This is a genomic window from Spirosoma spitsbergense DSM 19989, from assembly GCF_000374085.1.
In the GTDB taxonomy this organism is placed as follows: domain Bacteria; phylum Bacteroidota; class Bacteroidia; order Cytophagales; family Spirosomataceae; genus Spirosoma; species Spirosoma spitsbergense.
This window is the reverse complement of record NZ_KB893511.1, coordinates 1-19,099: the sequence shown is the minus strand read 5'-3', so window position 1 is coordinate 19,099 and position 19,099 is coordinate 1. Positions and strand designations below refer to the sequence as shown.

The following is a 19,099-nucleotide window of genomic DNA, read 5'->3' as shown; positions in this document are numbered from 1 at the left end:
GCGCTGGAAGGAAAAAACAACTGTTATGGCTCCAATGCTTCTTATCTGGCTGCTTTTGCTAACCAGCCAAAAACCGACCGCCGAACCGCCCCAGATCACGCTTTCCAACGGCCTGATTACCACCACGCTGTACCTGCCCGATACCGCGCAGGGGTATTACCGGGGTACCCGCTTCGACTGGGCCGGGGCGTTTAAAAACCTTGACTGGAACGGGCATAGTTACATTGAGCAATGGTTTCAACACTACGACCCTTATTTCCACGACGCGATCAACGGCCCCGCCGAAGAGTTTACCCCGCTGGGCTTTACCGAAGCCAAACCCGGTGATACGTTCGTAAAAATCGGCGTGGGGGCTTTGCGGAGAGTCGATGAGAAGCCGTATGCTTTTGCTACCGTGCATACCGTGGCCGACTATGGGAAACGAACAGTGAAAACGCAGAAGCAGGCACGGTTCACCGACGCGGTAACATTTACGCATGAGCTGACCGATGCCAGCGGCTACGGGTACCGCTACAGCAAAACCGTAAAATTGGTGAAGGGCAAGCCCGAACTCGTGCTGGAACACCGACTAAAAAACACGGGGCAGAAGCTAATCGAAACCAGTGTTTATAACCATAACTTCTGGATAATCGACCAGCAACCCACCGGGCCCACCGTAGCCATCCGGTTTCCGTTTGCCGTAACGGGCCAGGGTAAAGGCTTTGGCACGACCATTGTTACCCAGGATAAAACCCTGATCTACACCCGCAACCTGAATGAACGGGAGCAGGTGTACAGCGCGGGATTACAGGGCTTCGGCCTAACGGCCGACTCGTATGACATGCGCATCGAAAACCTGAAAACCGGAGCCGGGGTACACGCCACCAGCAACCGTCCCCTGGAGAAATTAGTGTATTGGGCCTGCGCTACTACCTCCTGCCCGGAGCCATACATTCACCTGAGAGCCAAACCCGGTGAAGAAGTGACCTGGACAATCAAATACGAATTTTACCAGACTACTGCTCCATGAACCGTACTGCTTACCAATTTTCCGTTGCTATTACCCTATTGATTGGTGGTTTGGGTCTGGTTTCAAGTCACAAACCGGACCCGGCCCGGCAGGACTGGCCAACCTATGGCGGTAATGCGGCTGGAAACCGTTATTCACCCCTAACGCAGGTTAATACCCAAACCGTTAAAAATTTACAATTGGCCTGGACGTTTGACACGGGCGAGAATAACGATTCCACCAAACGGGGTATGGATATTCAGTGCCAGCCCATTGTGGTCGATGGCGTACTATATGGCACTACGCCCCGCCATAAACTCTTTGCCGTTGATGCCGCTACGGGCAGGCAACGCTGGACATTTGACCCGTATGCCAATCCGGACAAACAACCCCGTTTTCACCCACTACGGGGGGTAACGTACTGGAGCAGCGGCTCCCGGAGCAGCGGCACGGATAAACGTATTCTGTACTCGTCCGGGGCTTCGCTCTACGCCGTGAATGCCCAAACGGGTAAATTGATAAACAGCTTTGGTCAAAACGGCGAAGTGGATTTGCACGAAGGACTGGGCGATGCAAAAACCCTCGGTCATGACGTGAGTAACCTATCCATCCGCAATACGACACCGGGCGTCATTTACAAGGACCTGATTATCGTTGGTTCCAGCATGAGCGAAGGGGGCGACGCGCCACCGGGCAACATTCGGGCGTTCAGCGTGCGCACGGGCAAACTGGCCTGGACCTTTCACACCATTCCACTACCGGGCGAGTACGGTTACGAAACCTGGATGAAAGACTCCTACAAAAAAATTGGCGGAGCCAACTGCTGGGCCGGTATGGTGGTCGACGAAAAACGGGGTATCGTCTTTACCGGAACCGGCTCGCCTTCGGTCGATTTTTATGGCGGAGACCGGGCGGGCAAAAACCTGTTTGCCAACTGTATTTTAGCCCTCGATGCCAAAACGGGCAAACGCATCTGGCATTTTCAGACCGTTCACCACGACCTCTGGGACCGGGATATTCCCTGCCCGCCCAACCTGCTGACCGTAACGCATCAGGGTCCCGACGGTCGGCCCCGTAAAGTCGATGCCGTAGCCCAGGCCACCAAAGATGGATACGTGTTTGTCTTCGAGCGCGAGACGGGCAAACCGCTGTTTCCAATTCGCGAAATGGCTGCGCCCACCTCCCCTGCCCTGCCCGGCGAAAAGCCCTGGCCCACGCAACCCGTACCGACCAAACCGGCCCCGTTCGCCTTGCAGCACCTCGACGAGGGAACCATCACCAACCGCACGCCCGAAGCACGGGCGTATGTGCTGGAACGGTTTAAAAACAGTAAACAGGGCAATAAATGGCTGCCGCCCAGCGAAGAAGGCTCCCTTATTTTTGGCGTAGGGGGCGGAGCCGAATGGGGTGGCACCGCTGCCGACCCGGAGGGGGTTTTCTACGTCAACGGCAACAACATGCTGTGGTGGCTCAAAATGCGGAACACGCAGGCATCGCCCGGTGGCGTAACCCTCACCCGGGGCGCTGCACTGTTCAACACAAACTGTGCAGCCTGCCACGCCATCAACACGAAAGAGACTACCGTTGCCAGCACCAATCAGGCGTATCCGAATCTGGCCAATGTGGGCAACCGCCTGGACCGAAGCCAGATTAACGCCCTGCTGACGACGGGACGGGGACGGATGCCTTCCTTTAGCCATCTTCCTAAAGATGACCGCGAAGCCATCGTCAATTTCCTGTTGCATACTGAACCTGCCACCCCATCATCTGCCGATATGCACCAGGCAACAAATGCCCTTGCCACCGCACCAAACGCCGATTTTCCGTATGTTTCGCCATACCTGAACAACGGCAATATCCAGTTTCGGGATCAGGACGGCTATCCAGCCATAAAACCGCCCTGGGGCACGCTCAACGCCATCGACCTCAATACGGGCGAGTACCGCTGGCAAGTACCCCTGGGTGAATACCCGGAATTGGTGAAACAAGGCTTAACCCAGACCGGTACCGAAAATCACGGCGGGCCGCTTGTTACGGCGGGCGGGCTTCTGTTCATTGCTGCTACTTACGATCAGAAACTGCGCGCGTTCGACCGGAAAACGGGTAAAGTAATCTGGGAACAAAAACTGCCTGCCGGAGGCTTTGCTACGCCCATTACATACAGCGTTGCCGGAAAACAGTATGTAGCTATTGCCTGCGGAGGCACCCGATACGGGCTAAAATCCGGGGGCTCGTATGTAGCGTTCGCGCTTCCTTCATCATCCATCAACTGACAGTTAAAACAATGCAATCCCCTGAAAACCGGATGAAAAACCACCTGCTGTGCTGCGACTGGGGAACGTCATCGTTCCGGTTGCAGCTTATGAACATAACCACGCACGTCTGCACGGGCGAAGTACGGGCAGATACGGGTATATCGGCTATGTTCGATGACTGGAAAAGTGCGGCCCGGGAGCAGGGTCTTTCACGGGAAGATTTTTTCAGGCAGGTATTGCAAAAGCATATCAGCCGCCTGGAAACGCAGTTATCGGTCACCCTGACGGATGTGCCGGTGATGGTATCGGGCATGGCTTCGTCGTCTATCGGCATGGCCGAAGTGCCGTATGCCACCCTGCCGTTCCCCACCGACGGAAGTCATGCCAGTATTCAACGATTCGAAAGCAACCCCGATTTTCGACACGATTTATTTCTTATTTCGGGCGTTCGCAGTGAACAGGACGTGATGCGGGGCGAGGAGACGCAGCTTATCGGTCTGATGAAATTGCTTGCGTTATCGGGTCATACTAGTCAGGATGCGCTCTGCATTTTTCCGGGAACGCACTCCAAACATTTATACATTCAGCATGAAAAGTTAATCCATTTTGACACGTACATGACTGGTGAGATTTTCGATGTAATGCGTCGGCATAGTATTTTGAAAGATTCAGTTGATTATTTCGCTTATGCTGATTTACCGGATACAGCTATTAAAGCATTTCAAAAAGGAGTTCATCAATCAATATCATCGAATATCCTGAATACGTTGTTCAGCGTCAGAACCAATCAGTTATTTGATAAAATCAGCAAGGAAGAAAATTCCTTTTACCTGAGTGGCCTGTTGATTGGCACTGAGCTAAACCAGCTTCAATCGACCAGCGAAGCCCCGCTCATTTTGTGCGGGGGCAGTAATTTGTCATCCCTGTACGAACTCGCCATTAGCGAATTGCAGCTTGCGCACCGTACCTACACCGCCCCCGCCGACCTGGTTGACCGGGCGGCCAGTATGGGGCAACTACTCCTGTTTCAGTACCAACTTATCAAACAACCTACAGAATGAGTGATTCTGCCTTCTCATGGCCTTTATTTAACAAAATCCCCATTGTGGGCATAATCCGGCATATTTCGGTAGTAGCTGTTAGCCAGATACTACCAGTTTATCAGGCAGCGGGGCTAACCACCGTTGAGATAACCATGAACACTCCCGATGCCGAAACCATGATCAGGGAGGCCCGCAAGCAGTACCCCGACACGCTGAACGTTGGCGCGGGCACCGTCTGCTCCGAAGCCGATTTAGAACTGGCCTTAACTGCCGGGGCGCAGTTTATTGTTACGCCGGTTATCAACAAAAAAGTACTAAAAACCTGCGTAAAAAAAGGCATCCCTATTTTCCCCGGTGCCTTTACTCCTTCCGAAATTTACAAAGCCTGGTCGCTGGGAGCGAGTATGGTAAAAGTATTCCCAACTACTCAGCTCGGTCCCGGCTATATTCGGGATATAAAAGCGCCCCTGAATCAGATTAAACTACTCCCAACTGGTGGTATTACGCTACAAAACATGGGCGATTTTTTAGAAGCTGGTGCCAGTGGTTTCGGGATAGGAAGCCATCTGTTTAATAAAACGTTGATTGATGAAAAAAACTGGGATGCATTGACACATCATTTTTCAGCCTTTGTAAAAAAAATACCTGCCAGGTAATTCATTTACCATGCAGTACTCTTTTCCTTCCGGGCCGGACGGCCTGGGATGATAGAAAAACAGACAAAACGACCCTAAACCCTAACCGCTGCATGACCACCTCACGGCCCCCTAAAACCACCACCACCGGCATCTACCGCTGGGGTATTGTGGTGCTCTTGTTTACCGCCACCACCATCAACTACCTCGACCGGCAGATTATCGGGTTGCTCAAACCCCTGCTGGAAATTGAGTTTAGCTGGACGGAAAGCGACTTTGCCCGGATCGTTATTGCCTTTACGGCGGCTTACGCCGTGGGCTTGCTGGCCATGGGCTGGTTTGTGGATAAAGTAGGCACCAAGATTGGGTACGCCGTCACGATTGTCTGGTGGAGTGTGGCGGGTATGCTGCACGCGCTGGCCCGGTCGGCTTTTGGGTTTGCCGTAGCCCGCGTGGGGCTGGGTTTGGGGGAGGCCGGTAACTACCCGGCAGCGGTAAAAACCGTGGCCGAATGGTTTCCGCAAAAAGAGCGGGCGCTGGCAACGGGGCTGTTCAACGCCGGTACCAGTGTGGGCGTGGTGGTCGCTCTGCTCATTGTGCCCTGGATTTTAAGCCATTACGGGTGGCAGGAAGTGTTCTGGATTACGGGGGCGCTCGGCTTCGTATGGCTTATTTTCTGGATCATCTTTTACGATGTCCCGGCCCGCCAAAAGCGGCTTAGTGCCGCCGAACGCGCGTACATTACCGCTGGTCGTGATCTGGTTGAATCGGGGGCCACCGTTCGCTGGACCCATCTCTTTCGGTACCCGCAAACCTGGGCGTTAATCGTGGGCAAGGGCCTTATCGACCCCATTTACTGGTTTTTTCTGTTCTGGTTACCCTCGTATTTTTCGTCGACCTTTAACCTTGACCTGAAAAAGCCGAGTCTGGAACTAATGCTGATCTACCTGGCCACCACCGTAGGCAGTATTGGCGGGGGTTACCTATCCTCGCAATTGATCCGGCGGGGCTGGCGGGTGCTGCGAGCCCGCAAAACGGTATTGCTCGGCATTGCCCTGCTGGAAATTTCGGTCATCAGCATTCAATTTGTCACGGACGTATGGGTAGCCGTGGGCCTGATTAGCCTGGCCGTAGCCCTGCACCAGGCGTGGGCCACGAATATTTTCACCCTAGCCTCCGATTTGTTTCCCCGGCAAACGGTCAGTTCGGTAGTAGGAATTGCCGGCATGGCGGGCTCTGTTGGCGGTATTTTCTTTCCCTTGTTGGTTGGAACATTACTCGATAACTACAAGGCTGTCGGCAATCTGACCGGTGGCTACAACGTGCTGTTCACCATCTGCGGCTGCACCTACCTAACGGCCTGGCTACTCATACACAGCCTGACACGCCGGGATCGGCCAGTGGTTACGTAAGCTGTTTAGCCCCACATAGGGCAAAAACTAACTCCGTATTCACGTTACTCCAGTGAAAATTCCCAAATTTCTGTCCTTTTGACCAAAGGAAAAATCCCAATAATGCGCATTTGTCAAGCTTGATAGGGCCTCATTGCGAATTTCTCCTTTGGTCGAATTGACAGGGCAAATACAAAACCGGTTAATCAAGGCCTTACATCAGGCAAAAAAACTGGGCCTGGGTAAACTCTTCTGCGCTTGCCAACTGGCATCCCGCCGACGAAGAGCCTGAGCAATGGTAATGATCTGCTCATCGACATTGCCCGGCTCACTGATGCCAGTTTCCGTATAATGTCCCTGTTTACGGTCTGGCTCCCAGTCAAACAACTCCGTTTTGGCATCGTAAATACCAACGGAAATCCGCCCTTTACTGGTTGAAATAGTTTGCAAAACAGACTGGGCCTCAGCAAGGGTTTGACAACTAATATGCTGATGCCGCTCTTTGAGCAGGTATAAAACTGAAAAACGATTCATGGTGATAATGAGTAAGTGAGTATGACTGTGCTCTCTTTTTTTCGGGTGTGTGCGACCAGCGGAACAAAGCGTTCGTCCGCTAAAAGCTGGCCTGTACTGATGTACGTTAAGTGAAGCGTTATGCCTCAAACTGTAGCGCACGAAACCGGTCGATACCGATTTCGTTGGTTCGACCGGCCAACCGGTTACCGGCCTGACTTTGCGTTGAGCCCGCAGACTGGCCAAGGTTGTTGCTTAGCTGGGAGAGTCGCAGGATAATGTCATCCAGTTCCTGTTCGACCTTAATCATTGTTTCGGCGGTTAGTTCCACTGGTTGGAACGAATCCGGCTGAGCGGCAGGCATCCAGTTGCCGCCATAAGGAAGTCCATGACGAGTTAGGGCGTGAAATACCCCGGCGTGCTGTTCGACAAATGAAGAAACCCGTTCGCGGAGTGAGGTCCGCTGATTCAATGAAGTGAACTGGTTTATATATGTGTTTGTACGTTTCATTGCTTTCAAGTTGTTTGTTATCCGTGCTTCAGCGCATTCCTTCATAAAGAGCAGGATAACGCTGAAACAGTCTCTGCCAACTACGCGCTATCGGTTGATTCCGTTGCCCGGTCATTGGCTGTTTGATAAGAAAACGGCCGAAGCAATCAATTAGTTTGAGCGAGCTACAGAAATATAACTAAACTAAGTAAATTTCAACTAATCATTCAAGCATCTTATATAAAAAGTACTATTTTTAGGAACTTTTTATAATTTTTTCCTACTAAAAAAGGCACGAACTCTAATTATTTGAACTTTATCAAGTTCAATAAGTCATCTATTTTATTGCATTCATTATAGTTGCAGCGTATGAGAAAATAGCCCCAGGCAATTGCCAAAACGGTAAGAATGCCCAACGGTGCTGCCATCGTCTGTTTTGGCTAGATGACCGTATCCTGACCTTATACCACCCGATCCTTTGCGCTTTCTGCTGACTCCTTTGCCGGGCAACCTGCTCATAACCCAAACCAGCATTGCCCAAACTGCCACCCCCATGATTGTCGGTAGCGACAATCTTCGCTAAATAAGGGTGATGGTGGCAAAGAGTAAGGAAATCGCCGACGATGCGCCTGCCATTCTCACCGGCGGTTTCAACTCTACCCCCGAAACCGGGCAAATCCAGCCCATCCAAACGCTGTTTCGGGATGCCCACACCGTCACCAAAACACCACCCCACGGCCCGCAAGGCACGTTCAATTCGTTTAAATTTGATGCCCCGATGGATAAGCGCATCGACTACATTTTTCTCAGCAAGCCATTCAACATGCTGAAATACGGTATACTGACCGACGCCAAAGACCAGCGGTACCCCTCCGACCATCAGCCGGTAATGACGAAACCCGTGTTGAACTGAAACCCGGCTAACCGACCAATACCGAAGTCGGAAAAAAATAGTTTTGCCTGTCTATTGACTGGTATCCTATTCGTGTGCTTACTTTGCAAAACAAAGTACTTTTAATCATGGAATTATTTATAAAGCCCGCTTATACAGTACCCCGTGGTGGTCAGTCTGGCCGAGGGCTACACGCGCTGATTCTGTTGACCGTTGCCGGATTAACGTTAGTAACCACGCGGGGGCTGTTGACGGGAAACTGGTGGTTTTTCATTATGTTGACCTGGAACCTGACGCTGGCGTGGTTCCCTTTGGGTGTTGTGCTGGTACTCCGCGACTTACGGGCAGCCAGCAATGCACCGGCCGGTTTACAGAACCGATGGCTGCTGGGTGCCGGGCTGCTCCTCTGGCTCGTATTTCTGCCCAACGCCCCTTATATCATCACCGATTTATATCACATCAGGCACGTTGACAGTCCGTTGCTGTGGTTTGATACCATGACCATCTTCCTGTTTGCGCTGACGGGGCTGCTAACCGGCCTGTATTCTATTCTGATTGTACACCGGATGATTCGACCACTGGTTGGCCGGTGGCGTACCTGGGGTTTGCTGGTTATCAGTCAGTTTTTGTCAGGGTTTGGAATTTATCTGGGGCGCATGGGCCGCTGGAACAGCTGGGATATCATTACCAGTCCTTCCGCGCTGGCATCGGCCATTGCGCGTACTTACCACGACCATTTGAGCATAAAACTAACCCTGGCCTACGGCTTTGTGCTGCTGGTACTGTATGTGGCATTTTACTGGTACGTCGAAAATGAACGCACGCCCGATACAAAATCGCCCCTGTAAATCAGTTGCCTCTATCCTGGACGTCCACGTCCGGGATACAAAATAAGGTTTCAAAAATAAACCATAAGCAGGTCCATAGTATGTTTGCCAGATGATTGATTTCCGAAAAGTAGGGCGTAGTTTCCGGTTTGCCGGGCAGGGTATTCTGGATTTGTTCCGTTTCGAGAATAACGCCAGAGTCCATCTGCTAATAGCAGTTCTGGTACTAGTAGCTGGTTTCTATTTACAGATCAGTCGGTTGGAATGGGCCATTATTCTAACGCAGGTTGGGCTGGTCTGGGCCGCCGAAGCGTTCAATACCGCCCTGGAAAAACTATGCGATTTTGTTTCGCCGGGCATTCACCCGCAAATTAAAGCCATCAAGGATATGGCATCGGGGGCCGTATTGATACTGGCTATCGTTGCGGTCATGGTCGGCCTGATTATCCTCGGCGGACACCTGCTCGATTTTCCCTTTATTCACTCATTCACTCATTCGCTCATTCCCCAGTAGATTATGTACGAATCCCGCGAACACCTGCAAACGCTGACGGAAATCCGCAGCCTGATGGAGCGCTCTTCAAAATTCCTGTCACTGAGTGGCTTATCCGGCGTATCGGCGGGCCTGATTGCGCTGGGCGGAGCTGCCGTTGTGTACACGCGACTCCGAACCGGTTTGTTTACGATTCTGCATGCTGATCCAGAAGCTATTTACAGAGGAACAAATCAGCAGGACATACAGCCGTTTCTGGTCACTGTGGCCGTAATTGTACTCGTTCTGGCCCTGCTGGCCGGCACCTATTTCACGGTACGTAAAGCCCGGCGGCAAGGACTTGGCGTCTGGAACCAATCATCCAGACGGCTCCTGTGGGCTATGACCGTTCCGCTGGCCACGGGGGGCGTATTTTGCCTAGCGCTGCTACATTACAACCTGATTTGGCTCGCCTTTCCGGCCACGCTTATTTTTTATGGACTGGCCCTGCTCAACGGGAGTAAATATACCCTGCGCGACGTGGAGTCACTGGCCTATTGCGAAATTGTGCTGGGGCTGATTTCTTTATTCTGGCCGGGTTATAACCTTCTCACCTGGGCTATTGGATTTGGTGTGCTACACATCGTTTATGGGCTAACCATGTACTACAAATACGAACGGACTACGGCATGAAGAACGATTTGCTGGCGCAGTTCAACAAAGCCTTTGAGAGTAAGGCACGGCTCGGTATCATGTCGGTTCTGGTGGTCAACGACTCTATGAGTTTCAACGCCCTGAAAGAACTGCTTGGCCTGACCGACGGTAACCTGGCCACGCACCTGCGGGCATTGGAAGAGTCGGGCTATGTAGCGGTGCAGAAGCAGTTTATCGGGCGAAAACCCAACACGACCTACTCGGCCACCCAACCGGGTCAGCAGGCCTTCACCGACCATCTGAGTGCCCTGGAAGAGTTCATCCGGACCATGTAAAGCCCGCATGAACCCGTAGGGCTGCTTCTACTATTTACCTGTTCTCCACCAGTTCCGCTTCTCTGAGGCAGGCAAACACTTCCCGATAAAATTCGGGATGCGATTGCCAGGTCTGGCCCGTCACTATATTCCGATCTCGGATAGCTTCCTGGGTAGAATACGTGCCACCGCCCATTTCAATTTCAGTGCGCACGTGTTCGTAGGCCGTCAGGTTGCGACCGTTGGCCAAACCAGCAGTGACCAGAATCTGGATGCCGTGGCAAATGGCAAAAACCCACTTACCCTGCCGGTCGAACTCGCGGACTACCTCCAGCAAGGCAGCGTGGTTTCGCAGGTACTCGGGGGCACGACCGCCCAGCAACAGAATAGCATCGTACTCGTCTGCCACCACGTCCTGTATCGTCAGGTCCGAGGTCAGACAGTAACCGGGGCGTTCTATGTATGTATCCCAGCCAGGCTCAAAATCATGCATCACCAGATTGAGCCGGCGTTTGCTGGGGGCAGCAATCACAGCCGTATCACCTTCTTCCTGAAAGCGGTGAACGGCATAGAGGGTTTCGTAACTTTCGCCACCATCACCGGTGACGATTACTATTTTGCGGTTCATGAATGTAAGCGTTTAGACTAGGGTGTGTAATATAAATGTTTACCGGGTAACCTTCAACTCTTTGCTAGCCTATTCGGGAATACGTCGCAACAAACTGGTCTTACGCATTTTCATTTGTGCTCGGGAATACCGGAATTATGACGAAAAATAGATCAATGTGCTTGCTTGACTTATAGAAATTACTCCGTTTCGGTCAAATCAAAAGGAAAAAGACGAGTTTTCAGGCCAAAGCGATTAACTCAAACAGCGTCTTAGTTCGTTCGGGCGGACTGGCTTCTGCTCATCTGTCCATAAAGAAAATCAAGCGAAGCGGCATCGGGGAGGGATTGGGCCTGCACGTCATCGCCCAGCATCATCACCCGTTTGTCTTTGGTGGAATAGGCAGGCCACGGGGGTAAGCCTTTGCCGTTGGGGTTACCGCCTTTCATAAAGTTAACCCAATATGTCGAAATGGTTTTAGCCAGCTGGTCGTCTTTCGGTTCCAGTGGCCGGAGCTTGCGGTCAATAAACGTCAGGTTGTCGTAGGCGTAGGCCACCTCGCCCGTGTGGAAAGCCCCGTAGCGGGCGTATTCGCCGGTAGCGGGTAACTTGCGGGTAAAGCGGTACACGTACACCGGCTTGCCCTGCTTACTCTGGACGTTAGCCCAGGCGTAGTTCTGAACCCCAAAAATCATGTCCCGCGACAGGTTTAGCTGCGACCGGGCCGCTTCGGTATCCGTCGTGCCGGGGTAATGGGTCAGGAAATCCGGCGCATTGGCTCCGTACTGCTGCTCCATCTGTTTGCGGTACTCGTCCGCCTTTTTCGCCGGACCAAACGACATGCCTTCGTCTTCGTTCCAGCCGGTCAGTAAGGCTACATCGTTCTGTTTGTCAGCGGCAAAAATAGCGGCAATGGACTGCGGCAGCACGTAGCCATCAATGATAGGGCCCCGCCCCCCCTGCCCTTTTTTCAGAATTTCGTCGGCAGGCAGGGCGCGTAAGTCCGCCAGCGATGAGGCCCCTATCGACTGCATGGTTTTCAGACCGGCTTCCTCCGCCTGCTGTAAGGTTGGGTACGGACGGGCAAAACCGGCTCCGCTTTCGGCAATGGCTTTTCCGAACAGGTTTTTAGCTAATGGCGATGCCACCAGGCAGTTCACCGCCATCGACCCCGCCGACTGCCCGGCAATAGTTACGTTGTTGGGGTCGCCACCGAACTGGGCAATATTTTGCTTCACCCATTGCAGGGCGGCTATCTGGTCCATGAGGCCATAATTTCCCGATGCGTTGTGACCCGATTCCTTCGTCAGTTCCGGGAGTGCCAGGAAGCCGAATGGCCCCACGCGGTAGTTCGCACTGACAAACACAACTCCCTTTTTTGCCGTGGCTTCGCCGTCGTACAGCGGGACACCACTGCCCCCGCTGTTGAACCCTCCGCCGTATATCCAGACGAGTACCGGCAGGCGCTCCTGTGGCAGGCGCTCCTGCGGCCGTTTTTCATTAGCCGATTTTGCCCCGGTCCACACGTTCAGGTACAGGCAGTCTTCGCTAATTGGCTCTTTAGGAATCAGATACTCGGCACTCCATGGCCCGAACGGAGCGGGGGTGCCCTGCATGGGACTTGGCCCAAACTGGTCGCCTTTCCGAACGCCCTGCCAGGGTTTGACCGGCTGTGGTGCTTTCCAGCGTAAAGTACCAACGGGCGGTGCCGCGAAAGGAATACCCTTAAAACTCCGTACAGCACCGTCTTTGCTGACAGTACCCGCTATTTGCCCGCCGGTCACGGTAACCACAGTCGGCTCGTCACTAACGGGGACAAAGGCCATAAAGCCAGTCAACCCAATGGCCACGAGGCCCACAAATACCCTTGCTTTTTTCATAGATAGACTGATTAAGGAATCGTTATGCCGTTTGCTTTCAGGATTTTGCTGAAAAACAGCATCTGATACGGCAATGCGTTTTGCCAGTACTCCCAGGTGTGGGCACCGGGCCGTTCGGTGTAGTCGTGCGGGGTTTTGTTTTCCACCAGTTGCCGGTGCAAATCCCGGTTTCCGTCAATCAGAAAGTCATCCACACCAATATCAAAAATCAACGGCAGGCCATTGGCCTTGAGTTTATCAGCAAGGGTAACCATCGTATAGCCGGGATAGGGTGCATTGCCGGGAGCGGCTGGCCCCAGCAATTTAGCAAAATTCTCCGCGCGTGATTTGGCAAAATCGGCAGGCACTTTCCAGGTGGCGGTGTTAATGTTCATGACCCCGCTCATGCTGCCAGCAGCCGCGTACAGGTCGGGGTGGCGGGAGGAGATAAACATCGCCCCATGCCCACCCATTGATAGACCCGCAATGATTCGGCCTTTACGGTCGCGGACGGTCCGATATACGTTATCGATTTTATCGATGAGTTCCTTAGCGATGAACGTTTCAAACTGGCTGGTTTTACTCTGGGGACTGTCGAAGTAGTAGCTGGTCGGGTCGCCGTCGGGTGTCACGATAATGATATTATACTGGTCGGCCAGCCCCTGCAATAGGGTTTTATCGGGTGTTTTGGTCAGCCAGTCCCGGAAACTACCAGAACCGCCGTGCAGCAGGTAAAGCACGGGAAACGACCTTTTTCGTACTTTTCGGTAAGTTTCCGGCAGCACGACAGCCACCCGCAGCGTGCGGTTCATACGGGTGCTCGGTACGTCAATCGTGTCGACTTTAGCCCCGAAGGCTGACAGGGAGATAAATGATAAAACAAGATAGACAGACAGGTAAATGGATTGCATAGTAACTGGTAAAGCTGACGAAGGCGTAATCTTAATCAAAACGGCACAAAAAAAGCTGATCTTGTTCGGATCAGCTTTTTCAGGCACTGCTGGCTGGTGCTCATTTATTCCATTACCATTTCGGTATGAGCTGGCGCTTCAATCTTCTTACCGATAAATAGTAATAGAAGCGGTACACAGACCAGGAAAAACGCTCCAATAACCAGGAACGCATCGGCATAGGTCATGACCAGTGCCTGTTTGATAACGGCTCCCTGCATCACGCCGTACGCTTTGCTGGTAGCCGTCACCAGGGCATCCCCTTTCGACAAAAACAGACTGGTATACTGGCGAATCCGTTCGGCCGAGAGCGGGTTGTATAGTGAGATGTTGTCTCCCAACCGAGAAGCATGAAACATGGTACGGGTGGAGATATACGTCGTCATAATAGCCGTTCCGAACGTACCGCCTAACTGACGGATCATGTTGGTAAGCGCCGAACCCTGCGGAATCTCGACGGTCTTCAAATCCGATAACGTAATGGTTGTCAACGGAATAAAAATCAATCCCATACCAATGCCCCGGATGATGAGTGGCCAGAAGAAATAGTCTGGCCCAGCCACGAGACTAATGGCCGACAGATCGAAACAGAAGCCGAAGAACATCAGAAACCCAATGGCGGCATACCAGATGGGCGAAATATAATTCTTACTGAGCAGCCCCCCCACAATGGGCATCATCATGCCCGTAGCGAGGGAACCGGGCATCAGCAGCAAGCCCGTCTGGCTGGCCGTAAAGCCCAGAATTGTCTGACAGAAAACGGGGATAATGAAAACAGATGCAAACAGCCCAAAGCCCAGAATAAAATTGAACAGCGTACCAACCGAAAACCGACGTTGTTTCAATAAACGCAAATCCAGAATGGGCATTTTGACAGCCAGTTGTCGCCAGATAAAACCGATCAGACCAACAACGGCCGCAATAGACATGCCGACGATGAAGGTAGAATCGAACCAGTCCTCTTCGTGCCCTTTCTCCAGAATAATCTGCAACCCCCCAATACCCATGATCAGGAGTATCAGCGCGAGCCAGTCCATCTTACCGGCCATCACTTTTTCGGCAGGCTCCTTAATGTACGTATACGTCAGGAACGTAGCCAGAATGCCGAAGGGAATGTTGATATAAAACACCCAATTCCACGACAGATTATCGGTGATGTACCCGCCGAGGGTAGGTCCGATGGAAGGCCCGATGATAACACCCATCCCGAAAATAGCATTGGCAATACCCAGATCTTCCTTCGGAAACGTCTGAATAAGAATGGATTGGGCTGTGGTTAACAACCCTCCCCCACCAATACCCTGCACCACCCTGAAAAATACCAGTTCCCACACATTGGTAGATGTACCGCAGAATATCGACGAGATGGTGAACAGGATGATGGATGCGGCAAAATAATTCCGGCGACCCAGTTTGGCCGTCAGCCAGCCCGACATCGTAATCATTACGGCACTGGCGGCTGCGTAGCCCGTAACGACCCAGCTAATATCGCCCAGCGATGCTCCCAGATTTCCCATCATCTGGTTCAGCGTCACGTTCACGATGGACGAGTCGATGGTTTGCAGCAGAGCGGCCGTCGTGACGGTTATCACGACGACCCACTTATCAAAACCTAACTTCATAACTAACTAGTCATTTATAGTCATTCGTTGTCATTTATAGTCACTCGTTGTCATTTCTGGTCATTGTGCACAGGAGCGACCAATGGCTGGTAAATGACAAGCTAATGACGACTAATGACTCTTTAATTTTTCTGCAAATCTACTGCTACCGTCGCGCTCATGCCGGGGCGAAGTCTGGCGTAGAGCGGACTGCTTTTGTCCAGGTCAATCCGAACCGGAATCCGCTGCACTACTTTCACGTAGTTACCCGTGGCGTTATCGGGGGGCAACAGGGTGAATTTGGCACCCGTTGCACCGGCAAATGACCCCACGTGTCCAACCAGTTTCTCGCCTTCAAACGCGTCTACATCCACATCAACCATCTGGCCGGGTTTCATCTGCTGCAACTGCGTTTCTTTAAAGTTAGCCGTCACCCACAGGGTTGAGTTGCCCACTACCGAGCACAGTGCCTGACCCGGCTGAACCAGTTGACCAATCTGCACGGCCCGCTTGGAAACAACACCAGAAATCGGTGCCTTCACCACCGTGTAGGACAGTTGCAGTTCGGCCATATCCAGGTCGGCCTGACGCTGTTTGATGGCGGCCTGCGCTACGGAAATCTGGCCTTCGGTTGCCCGGCGTTGCGAACTGGTCACCCCCGTTTGCGTACCGGCGGCACTCACCTGCGACTGCGCCGTTTGCAGTTGCGCCTGGGCGGCCTGTAGCTGCGCCTGAGCTGCATCACGCTCGGCCTGTGCGGCATCGAACTGCTGCTGAGGAACAGTTTTTTCGGCCAGTAACCGACCATAGCGTTCAAAATCCTGCGTAGCCTTGCGGGCGCGGGCCTGGGCAGCGGCTACGTTCGCCTGCGCCGTAGCCACCTGGTTACGAGCCGTTTGTACGCTGGCCTGTGAACTTTGAATGGTAGCATCGGCCACGTTCACCTGCGACCGGGATACCCCGGCAGCAGCCATGGCACTTTGCAGAGCGGCTTCGGCCTGCGCTACCCGAATGCGGTAATCCGCATCATCCAGCACTACTAGCGTATCACCCGCCTTCACGAACTGATTGTCTTTGAAGCGAATCGCCTTCACATACCCACCGGCTTTTGGAATAACCGGGTTCACATCGCCGTCAATCTGTGCATCGTCGGTGGTTTCGTGCCGTTGCAGGTAACGAAACTCGCTGTAGCCAAAAAAGAGCGCCATAGCCAGCACAACGACGCCCCCTACCCGAAATACTATTTTCTTATCCATTTTTTAAAAGAAGTTATTGCTAGTCATTTTTAGTCATTGCTTCGCGGTCATTGAGTTGTTATTTATTACCACTGGTAGAGCCAGTAAATGACAACCAAGTGACAACTAATGACCAGAAATGACAATGAATTACAGGTTATTTCCAGTCGCTTTCAACAGGCGCTGGTAGGCCAGTTGCGCATTGACGGTTGCGTTGATTACATTGAGTTGCGCCTGTAGCAGAAAGCTGTTGGCTTCCAGCAGATCGGTCGATCCAACCAGGCCATTCCGAAAGCGGGATTCTGTCAGGCGGTAGTTTTCCTGTGCCTGCCCCACAGCGGTACCAATCACATTTTGCTGCTCCAGGGCCAGTTGGTAATTGTTGTAAGCCGTTACCACCTCGCTCCGAATCTGGTCGGTTTGTTGCTGGCTTTGCAAACTTGCCTGATCGATAGCGTTCTGGGCACTGTGCAACTTTCCCTTCATGTTGTAGAGCGAGCCGATATTGTAGGACAGTCCGGCACCCAGATTCCAGGCACTCACGAACGAATTAGCTTCGGGAATCAGGTGGGCGGATGGATTGATGTAGTTGTAGCCCAGTGTTACCCCCAGGTGCGGATACATCACACTTTTGGTATTCCGCAACATAGCCACCGCCGATTGCTCGCGCAGGGCGTTCGCCTGCACTTCGGGGCGACCTTGAATGGCCTGCGTCATAAAGCTGCTGAGCGGTTCGGCCACGGTAACCGGATTCGCCAGCACGGTATCAACCGCTACTTCCTGCCCTTCCGGAAGACCAATCAGCAGGTTAAAGTTATACAGCGCTGTCTGACGCGCTTTCTCCACCTGGAGACGACTCAGTTTAAGGTTATTTTTCTGCAACTGAATCTTCAGTACTTCGTTCGCGGTCACAACGCCTTCTTTCAGCAGATTCTGCGCTTCCCGTTCTTTCTCGTCGAACTGAGTAATACTCTGGTCGATAACACGGGTAGAACGCAGCAGTTTAACGATGTTGTAGTAGGCGTCAGTAACCGTATAGACCAACTCCGACCGGTTCCGCTGGGCGTCCAGATGGCTCGCTTTAGCCAGTAAATCAGCCGATAATTCCGCCGACTTTTCGGCAAACCCACCAAATATTTCTTTGCTGATGGTAGCTCCTCCGATGGTGGCATTAAAGGCACCCGCCGAAATCGAGAGCAGTGGTTTACCATCACTATTCTGGCCCAGGGAAAACGGGCCGGTCAGGCTATAGCGGGAATAGGCAAGCGAGGCACTGGCCTGCGGAAGACTCCGGTCTTTGGTTTCCTGCAAACGCGATTCAGCCGCCTGCGTACGGGAGTCGGCCAGTTTAATTCCCTTATTATTCTGCAAAGCCAGTTGAATGGCCTGGTTCAGCGGTAGCGGGGCTGGAGCGGGCTGAGCGATTCCAACCGCCAGACCCAACAGCCATACGCTGGCTCCTATCACATACTTTTTCATTTTCACTGATTTCTAATTTTTTCAAGGAGTGTATTCAGGATGCTTACTTCATCGTCGGTCAGATGACTGACGATGGATTCAAAATTTTTGAAGTCAGCCGCCACCGTTTCCACGAACGTATAGGACTCCTCCGTCAGTCGCAGGTTGACCTTCCGGCGATTCTGCGGATCTACTTCCCGGACCAATAGATTTTTGGCTACCAGCCGGTCGGTCAGCCGGGTTATATCGGAGTTTATATCGGTCATTTTCTCTTTCAACTCCCCGGCAGTAAGGCTGCCCGGATACGCTTCAGACAGACGACGCAGCAGTATATACTGCTGCACCGACAAATCGAACGGGGCTAGCTTTTGTCCAAAATAGTTGAAGATGTACCCATCCGTCCTATGGATATTCTTAATCAACCGATGATATTCATTGATGAGTGGCTGTTCCATGTCGTTGTTGGCTGGCAAAGGTAAAACCAATATTTGTTTAAACAAATTTCGTTTAAACGATAAAAATCCACTCACTTTTAGTAAGAAAAGTGCTCCTCATGCCAACCACCTCTTTATAGTCCAAAAAATTCTCTCTATTGAAATAATACAATAGAGTTGGTGTAAGTTGACTTTCAGTCAGTTAGGGTCTTTTAGGGANCCCGCCGATTTGAACCTAAGTTACTCATTCATGCTTAGCTACCAACATATTTGTAATGACCGCCAGTGGAAAGCGACTACCGGCTTGACCAGTCAGCAGTTTCACTTGCTGGCTTACCATTTTGGCGAATCCTATGAGTTTATTCATGGACTCTCCATCAACGAGTTAGCCGATAATATTGAGGTAGAACTCAAGCTAGCTACTTACCCGGACTGCCTGTTTTTCATCCTGTTTCAGCTGAAAAATGGCTTATCCTACGAT

19 protein-coding genes and 1 pseudogene are annotated in these 19,099 nt (G+C 52.2%); 11 read left to right on the top strand and 9 right to left on the bottom strand.

What is annotated here, in order from left to right; translation table 11 throughout:
- The first annotated feature begins 34 nt into the window (after positions 1-34).
- The 5 genes from B157_RS0112845 (at position 35) to B157_RS0112825 (ending at position 6,333) form a co-directional block, all read left to right on the top strand.
- The gene (locus B157_RS0112845) at positions 35-1,009 is read left to right on the top strand and encodes a hypothetical protein (protein ID WP_020603730.1); all 975 of its coding nucleotides are present in this window, start codon (positions 35-37) and stop codon (positions 1,007-1,009) included.
- Complete coding sequence (locus B157_RS0112840) at positions 1,006-3,261, top strand: outer membrane protein assembly factor BamB family protein (protein ID WP_020603729.1); 2,256 nt, start codon at positions 1,006-1,008, stop codon at positions 3,259-3,261. Before B157_RS0112845 ends, B157_RS0112840 begins: the two co-directional genes overlap by 4 nt.
- An 11-nt stretch (positions 3,262-3,272) precedes the next feature.
- Positions 3,273-4,304 (top strand): 2-dehydro-3-deoxygalactonokinase, encoded by a 1,032-nt coding sequence (locus B157_RS0112835; RefSeq protein ID WP_020603728.1) that lies wholly within the window; start codon positions 3,273-3,275, stop codon positions 4,302-4,304.
- Positions 4,301-4,942 (top strand): bifunctional 4-hydroxy-2-oxoglutarate aldolase/2-dehydro-3-deoxy-phosphogluconate aldolase, encoded by a 642-nt coding sequence (locus tag B157_RS0112830; protein WP_020603727.1) that lies wholly within the window; start codon positions 4,301-4,303, stop codon positions 4,940-4,942. Before B157_RS0112835 ends, B157_RS0112830 begins: the two co-directional genes overlap by 4 nt.
- A gap of 92 nt (positions 4,943-5,034) precedes the next feature.
- Complete coding sequence (locus tag B157_RS0112825; RefSeq protein ID WP_020603726.1) at positions 5,035-6,333, top strand: MFS transporter; 1,299 nt, start codon at positions 5,035-5,037, stop codon at positions 6,331-6,333.
- A 198-nt stretch (positions 6,334-6,531) separates the two neighbouring features.
- Here the strand turns inward: B157_RS0112825 and B157_RS0112820 are convergent, their stop codons facing one another.
- Together B157_RS0112820 and B157_RS0112815 are read right to left on the bottom strand one after the other, a co-directional pair.
- The gene (locus B157_RS0112820; RefSeq protein WP_020603725.1) at positions 6,532-6,846 is read right to left on the bottom strand and encodes a hypothetical protein; all 315 of its coding nucleotides are present in this window, start codon (positions 6,844-6,846) and stop codon (positions 6,532-6,534) included.
- 118 nt (positions 6,847-6,964) lie between these two features.
- Entirely contained in the window at positions 6,965-7,336 is a 372-nt protein-coding gene (locus B157_RS0112815; RefSeq protein WP_020603724.1) for a hypothetical protein, read from the bottom strand.
- Between the two features lie 565 nt (positions 7,337-7,901).
- Here B157_RS0112815 and B157_RS0112810 point away from each other — a divergent pair.
- The 5 genes and pseudogenes from B157_RS0112810 to B157_RS0112790 all read left to right on the top strand — a co-directional run.
- Positions 7,902-8,228: pseudogene (locus B157_RS0112810) on the top strand (endonuclease/exonuclease/phosphatase family protein); the annotation flags it as partial.
- Between the two features lie 107 nt (positions 8,229-8,335).
- Positions 8,336-9,055 (top strand): DUF1361 domain-containing protein, encoded by a 720-nt coding sequence (locus B157_RS0112805; RefSeq protein WP_020603722.1) that lies wholly within the window; start codon positions 8,336-8,338, stop codon positions 9,053-9,055.
- A 91-nt stretch (positions 9,056-9,146) separates the two neighbouring features.
- Positions 9,147-9,548, top strand: coding sequence for a diacylglycerol kinase family protein (locus B157_RS0112800; protein WP_020603721.1), 402 nt, complete (start codon positions 9,147-9,149; stop codon positions 9,546-9,548).
- A 3-nt stretch (positions 9,549-9,551) separates the two neighbouring features.
- Complete coding sequence (locus tag B157_RS0112795) at positions 9,552-10,199, top strand: hypothetical protein (protein ID WP_020603720.1); 648 nt, start codon at positions 9,552-9,554, stop codon at positions 10,197-10,199.
- Positions 10,196-10,495, top strand: a complete 300-nt coding sequence (locus B157_RS0112790; RefSeq protein ID WP_020603719.1) for a winged helix-turn-helix domain-containing protein — start codon at positions 10,196-10,198, stop codon at positions 10,493-10,495. Before B157_RS0112795 ends, B157_RS0112790 begins: the two co-directional genes overlap by 4 nt.
- A gap of 34 nt (positions 10,496-10,529) precedes the next feature.
- Here B157_RS0112790 and B157_RS0112785 read toward each other — a convergent pair whose 3' ends face one another.
- The 7 genes from B157_RS0112785 to B157_RS0112755 form a co-directional block, all read right to left on the bottom strand.
- Complete coding sequence (locus B157_RS0112785; RefSeq protein WP_020603718.1) at positions 10,530-11,102, bottom strand: DJ-1/PfpI family protein; 573 nt, start codon at positions 11,100-11,102, stop codon at positions 10,530-10,532.
- A 251-nt stretch (positions 11,103-11,353) separates the two neighbouring features.
- On the bottom strand, positions 11,354-12,961 hold the full coding sequence (locus B157_RS0112780) for a carboxylesterase/lipase family protein (RefSeq protein WP_020603717.1): 1,608 nt from the start codon (positions 12,959-12,961) through the stop codon (positions 11,354-11,356).
- 11 nt (positions 12,962-12,972) lie between these two features.
- On the bottom strand, positions 12,973-13,851 hold the full coding sequence (locus B157_RS0112775) for an alpha/beta hydrolase (RefSeq protein WP_020603716.1): 879 nt from the start codon (positions 13,849-13,851) through the stop codon (positions 12,973-12,975).
- A gap of 104 nt (positions 13,852-13,955) precedes the next feature.
- The gene (locus tag B157_RS0112770; protein WP_020603715.1) at positions 13,956-15,512 is read right to left on the bottom strand and encodes a DHA2 family efflux MFS transporter permease subunit; all 1,557 of its coding nucleotides are present in this window, start codon (positions 15,510-15,512) and stop codon (positions 13,956-13,958) included.
- A 122-nt stretch (positions 15,513-15,634) separates the two neighbouring features.
- Positions 15,635-16,747, bottom strand: a complete 1,113-nt coding sequence (locus tag B157_RS0112765; protein WP_020603714.1) for an HlyD family secretion protein — start codon at positions 16,745-16,747, stop codon at positions 15,635-15,637.
- A gap of 129 nt (positions 16,748-16,876) precedes the next feature.
- A complete protein-coding gene (locus B157_RS0112760) occupies positions 16,877-18,205 on the bottom strand; it encodes a TolC family protein (protein ID WP_020603713.1) in 1,329 nt (442 codons plus the stop codon).
- 2 nt (positions 18,206-18,207) lie between these two features.
- Positions 18,208-18,639 (bottom strand): MarR family winged helix-turn-helix transcriptional regulator, encoded by a 432-nt coding sequence (locus tag B157_RS0112755; protein WP_020603712.1) that lies wholly within the window; start codon positions 18,637-18,639, stop codon positions 18,208-18,210.
- 229 nt (positions 18,640-18,868) lie between these two features.
- Here B157_RS0112755 and B157_RS35240 point away from each other — a divergent pair.
- On the top strand, positions 18,869-19,099 hold a 231-nt coding region (locus B157_RS35240; protein WP_026308703.1), incomplete at its 3' end, for a hypothetical protein.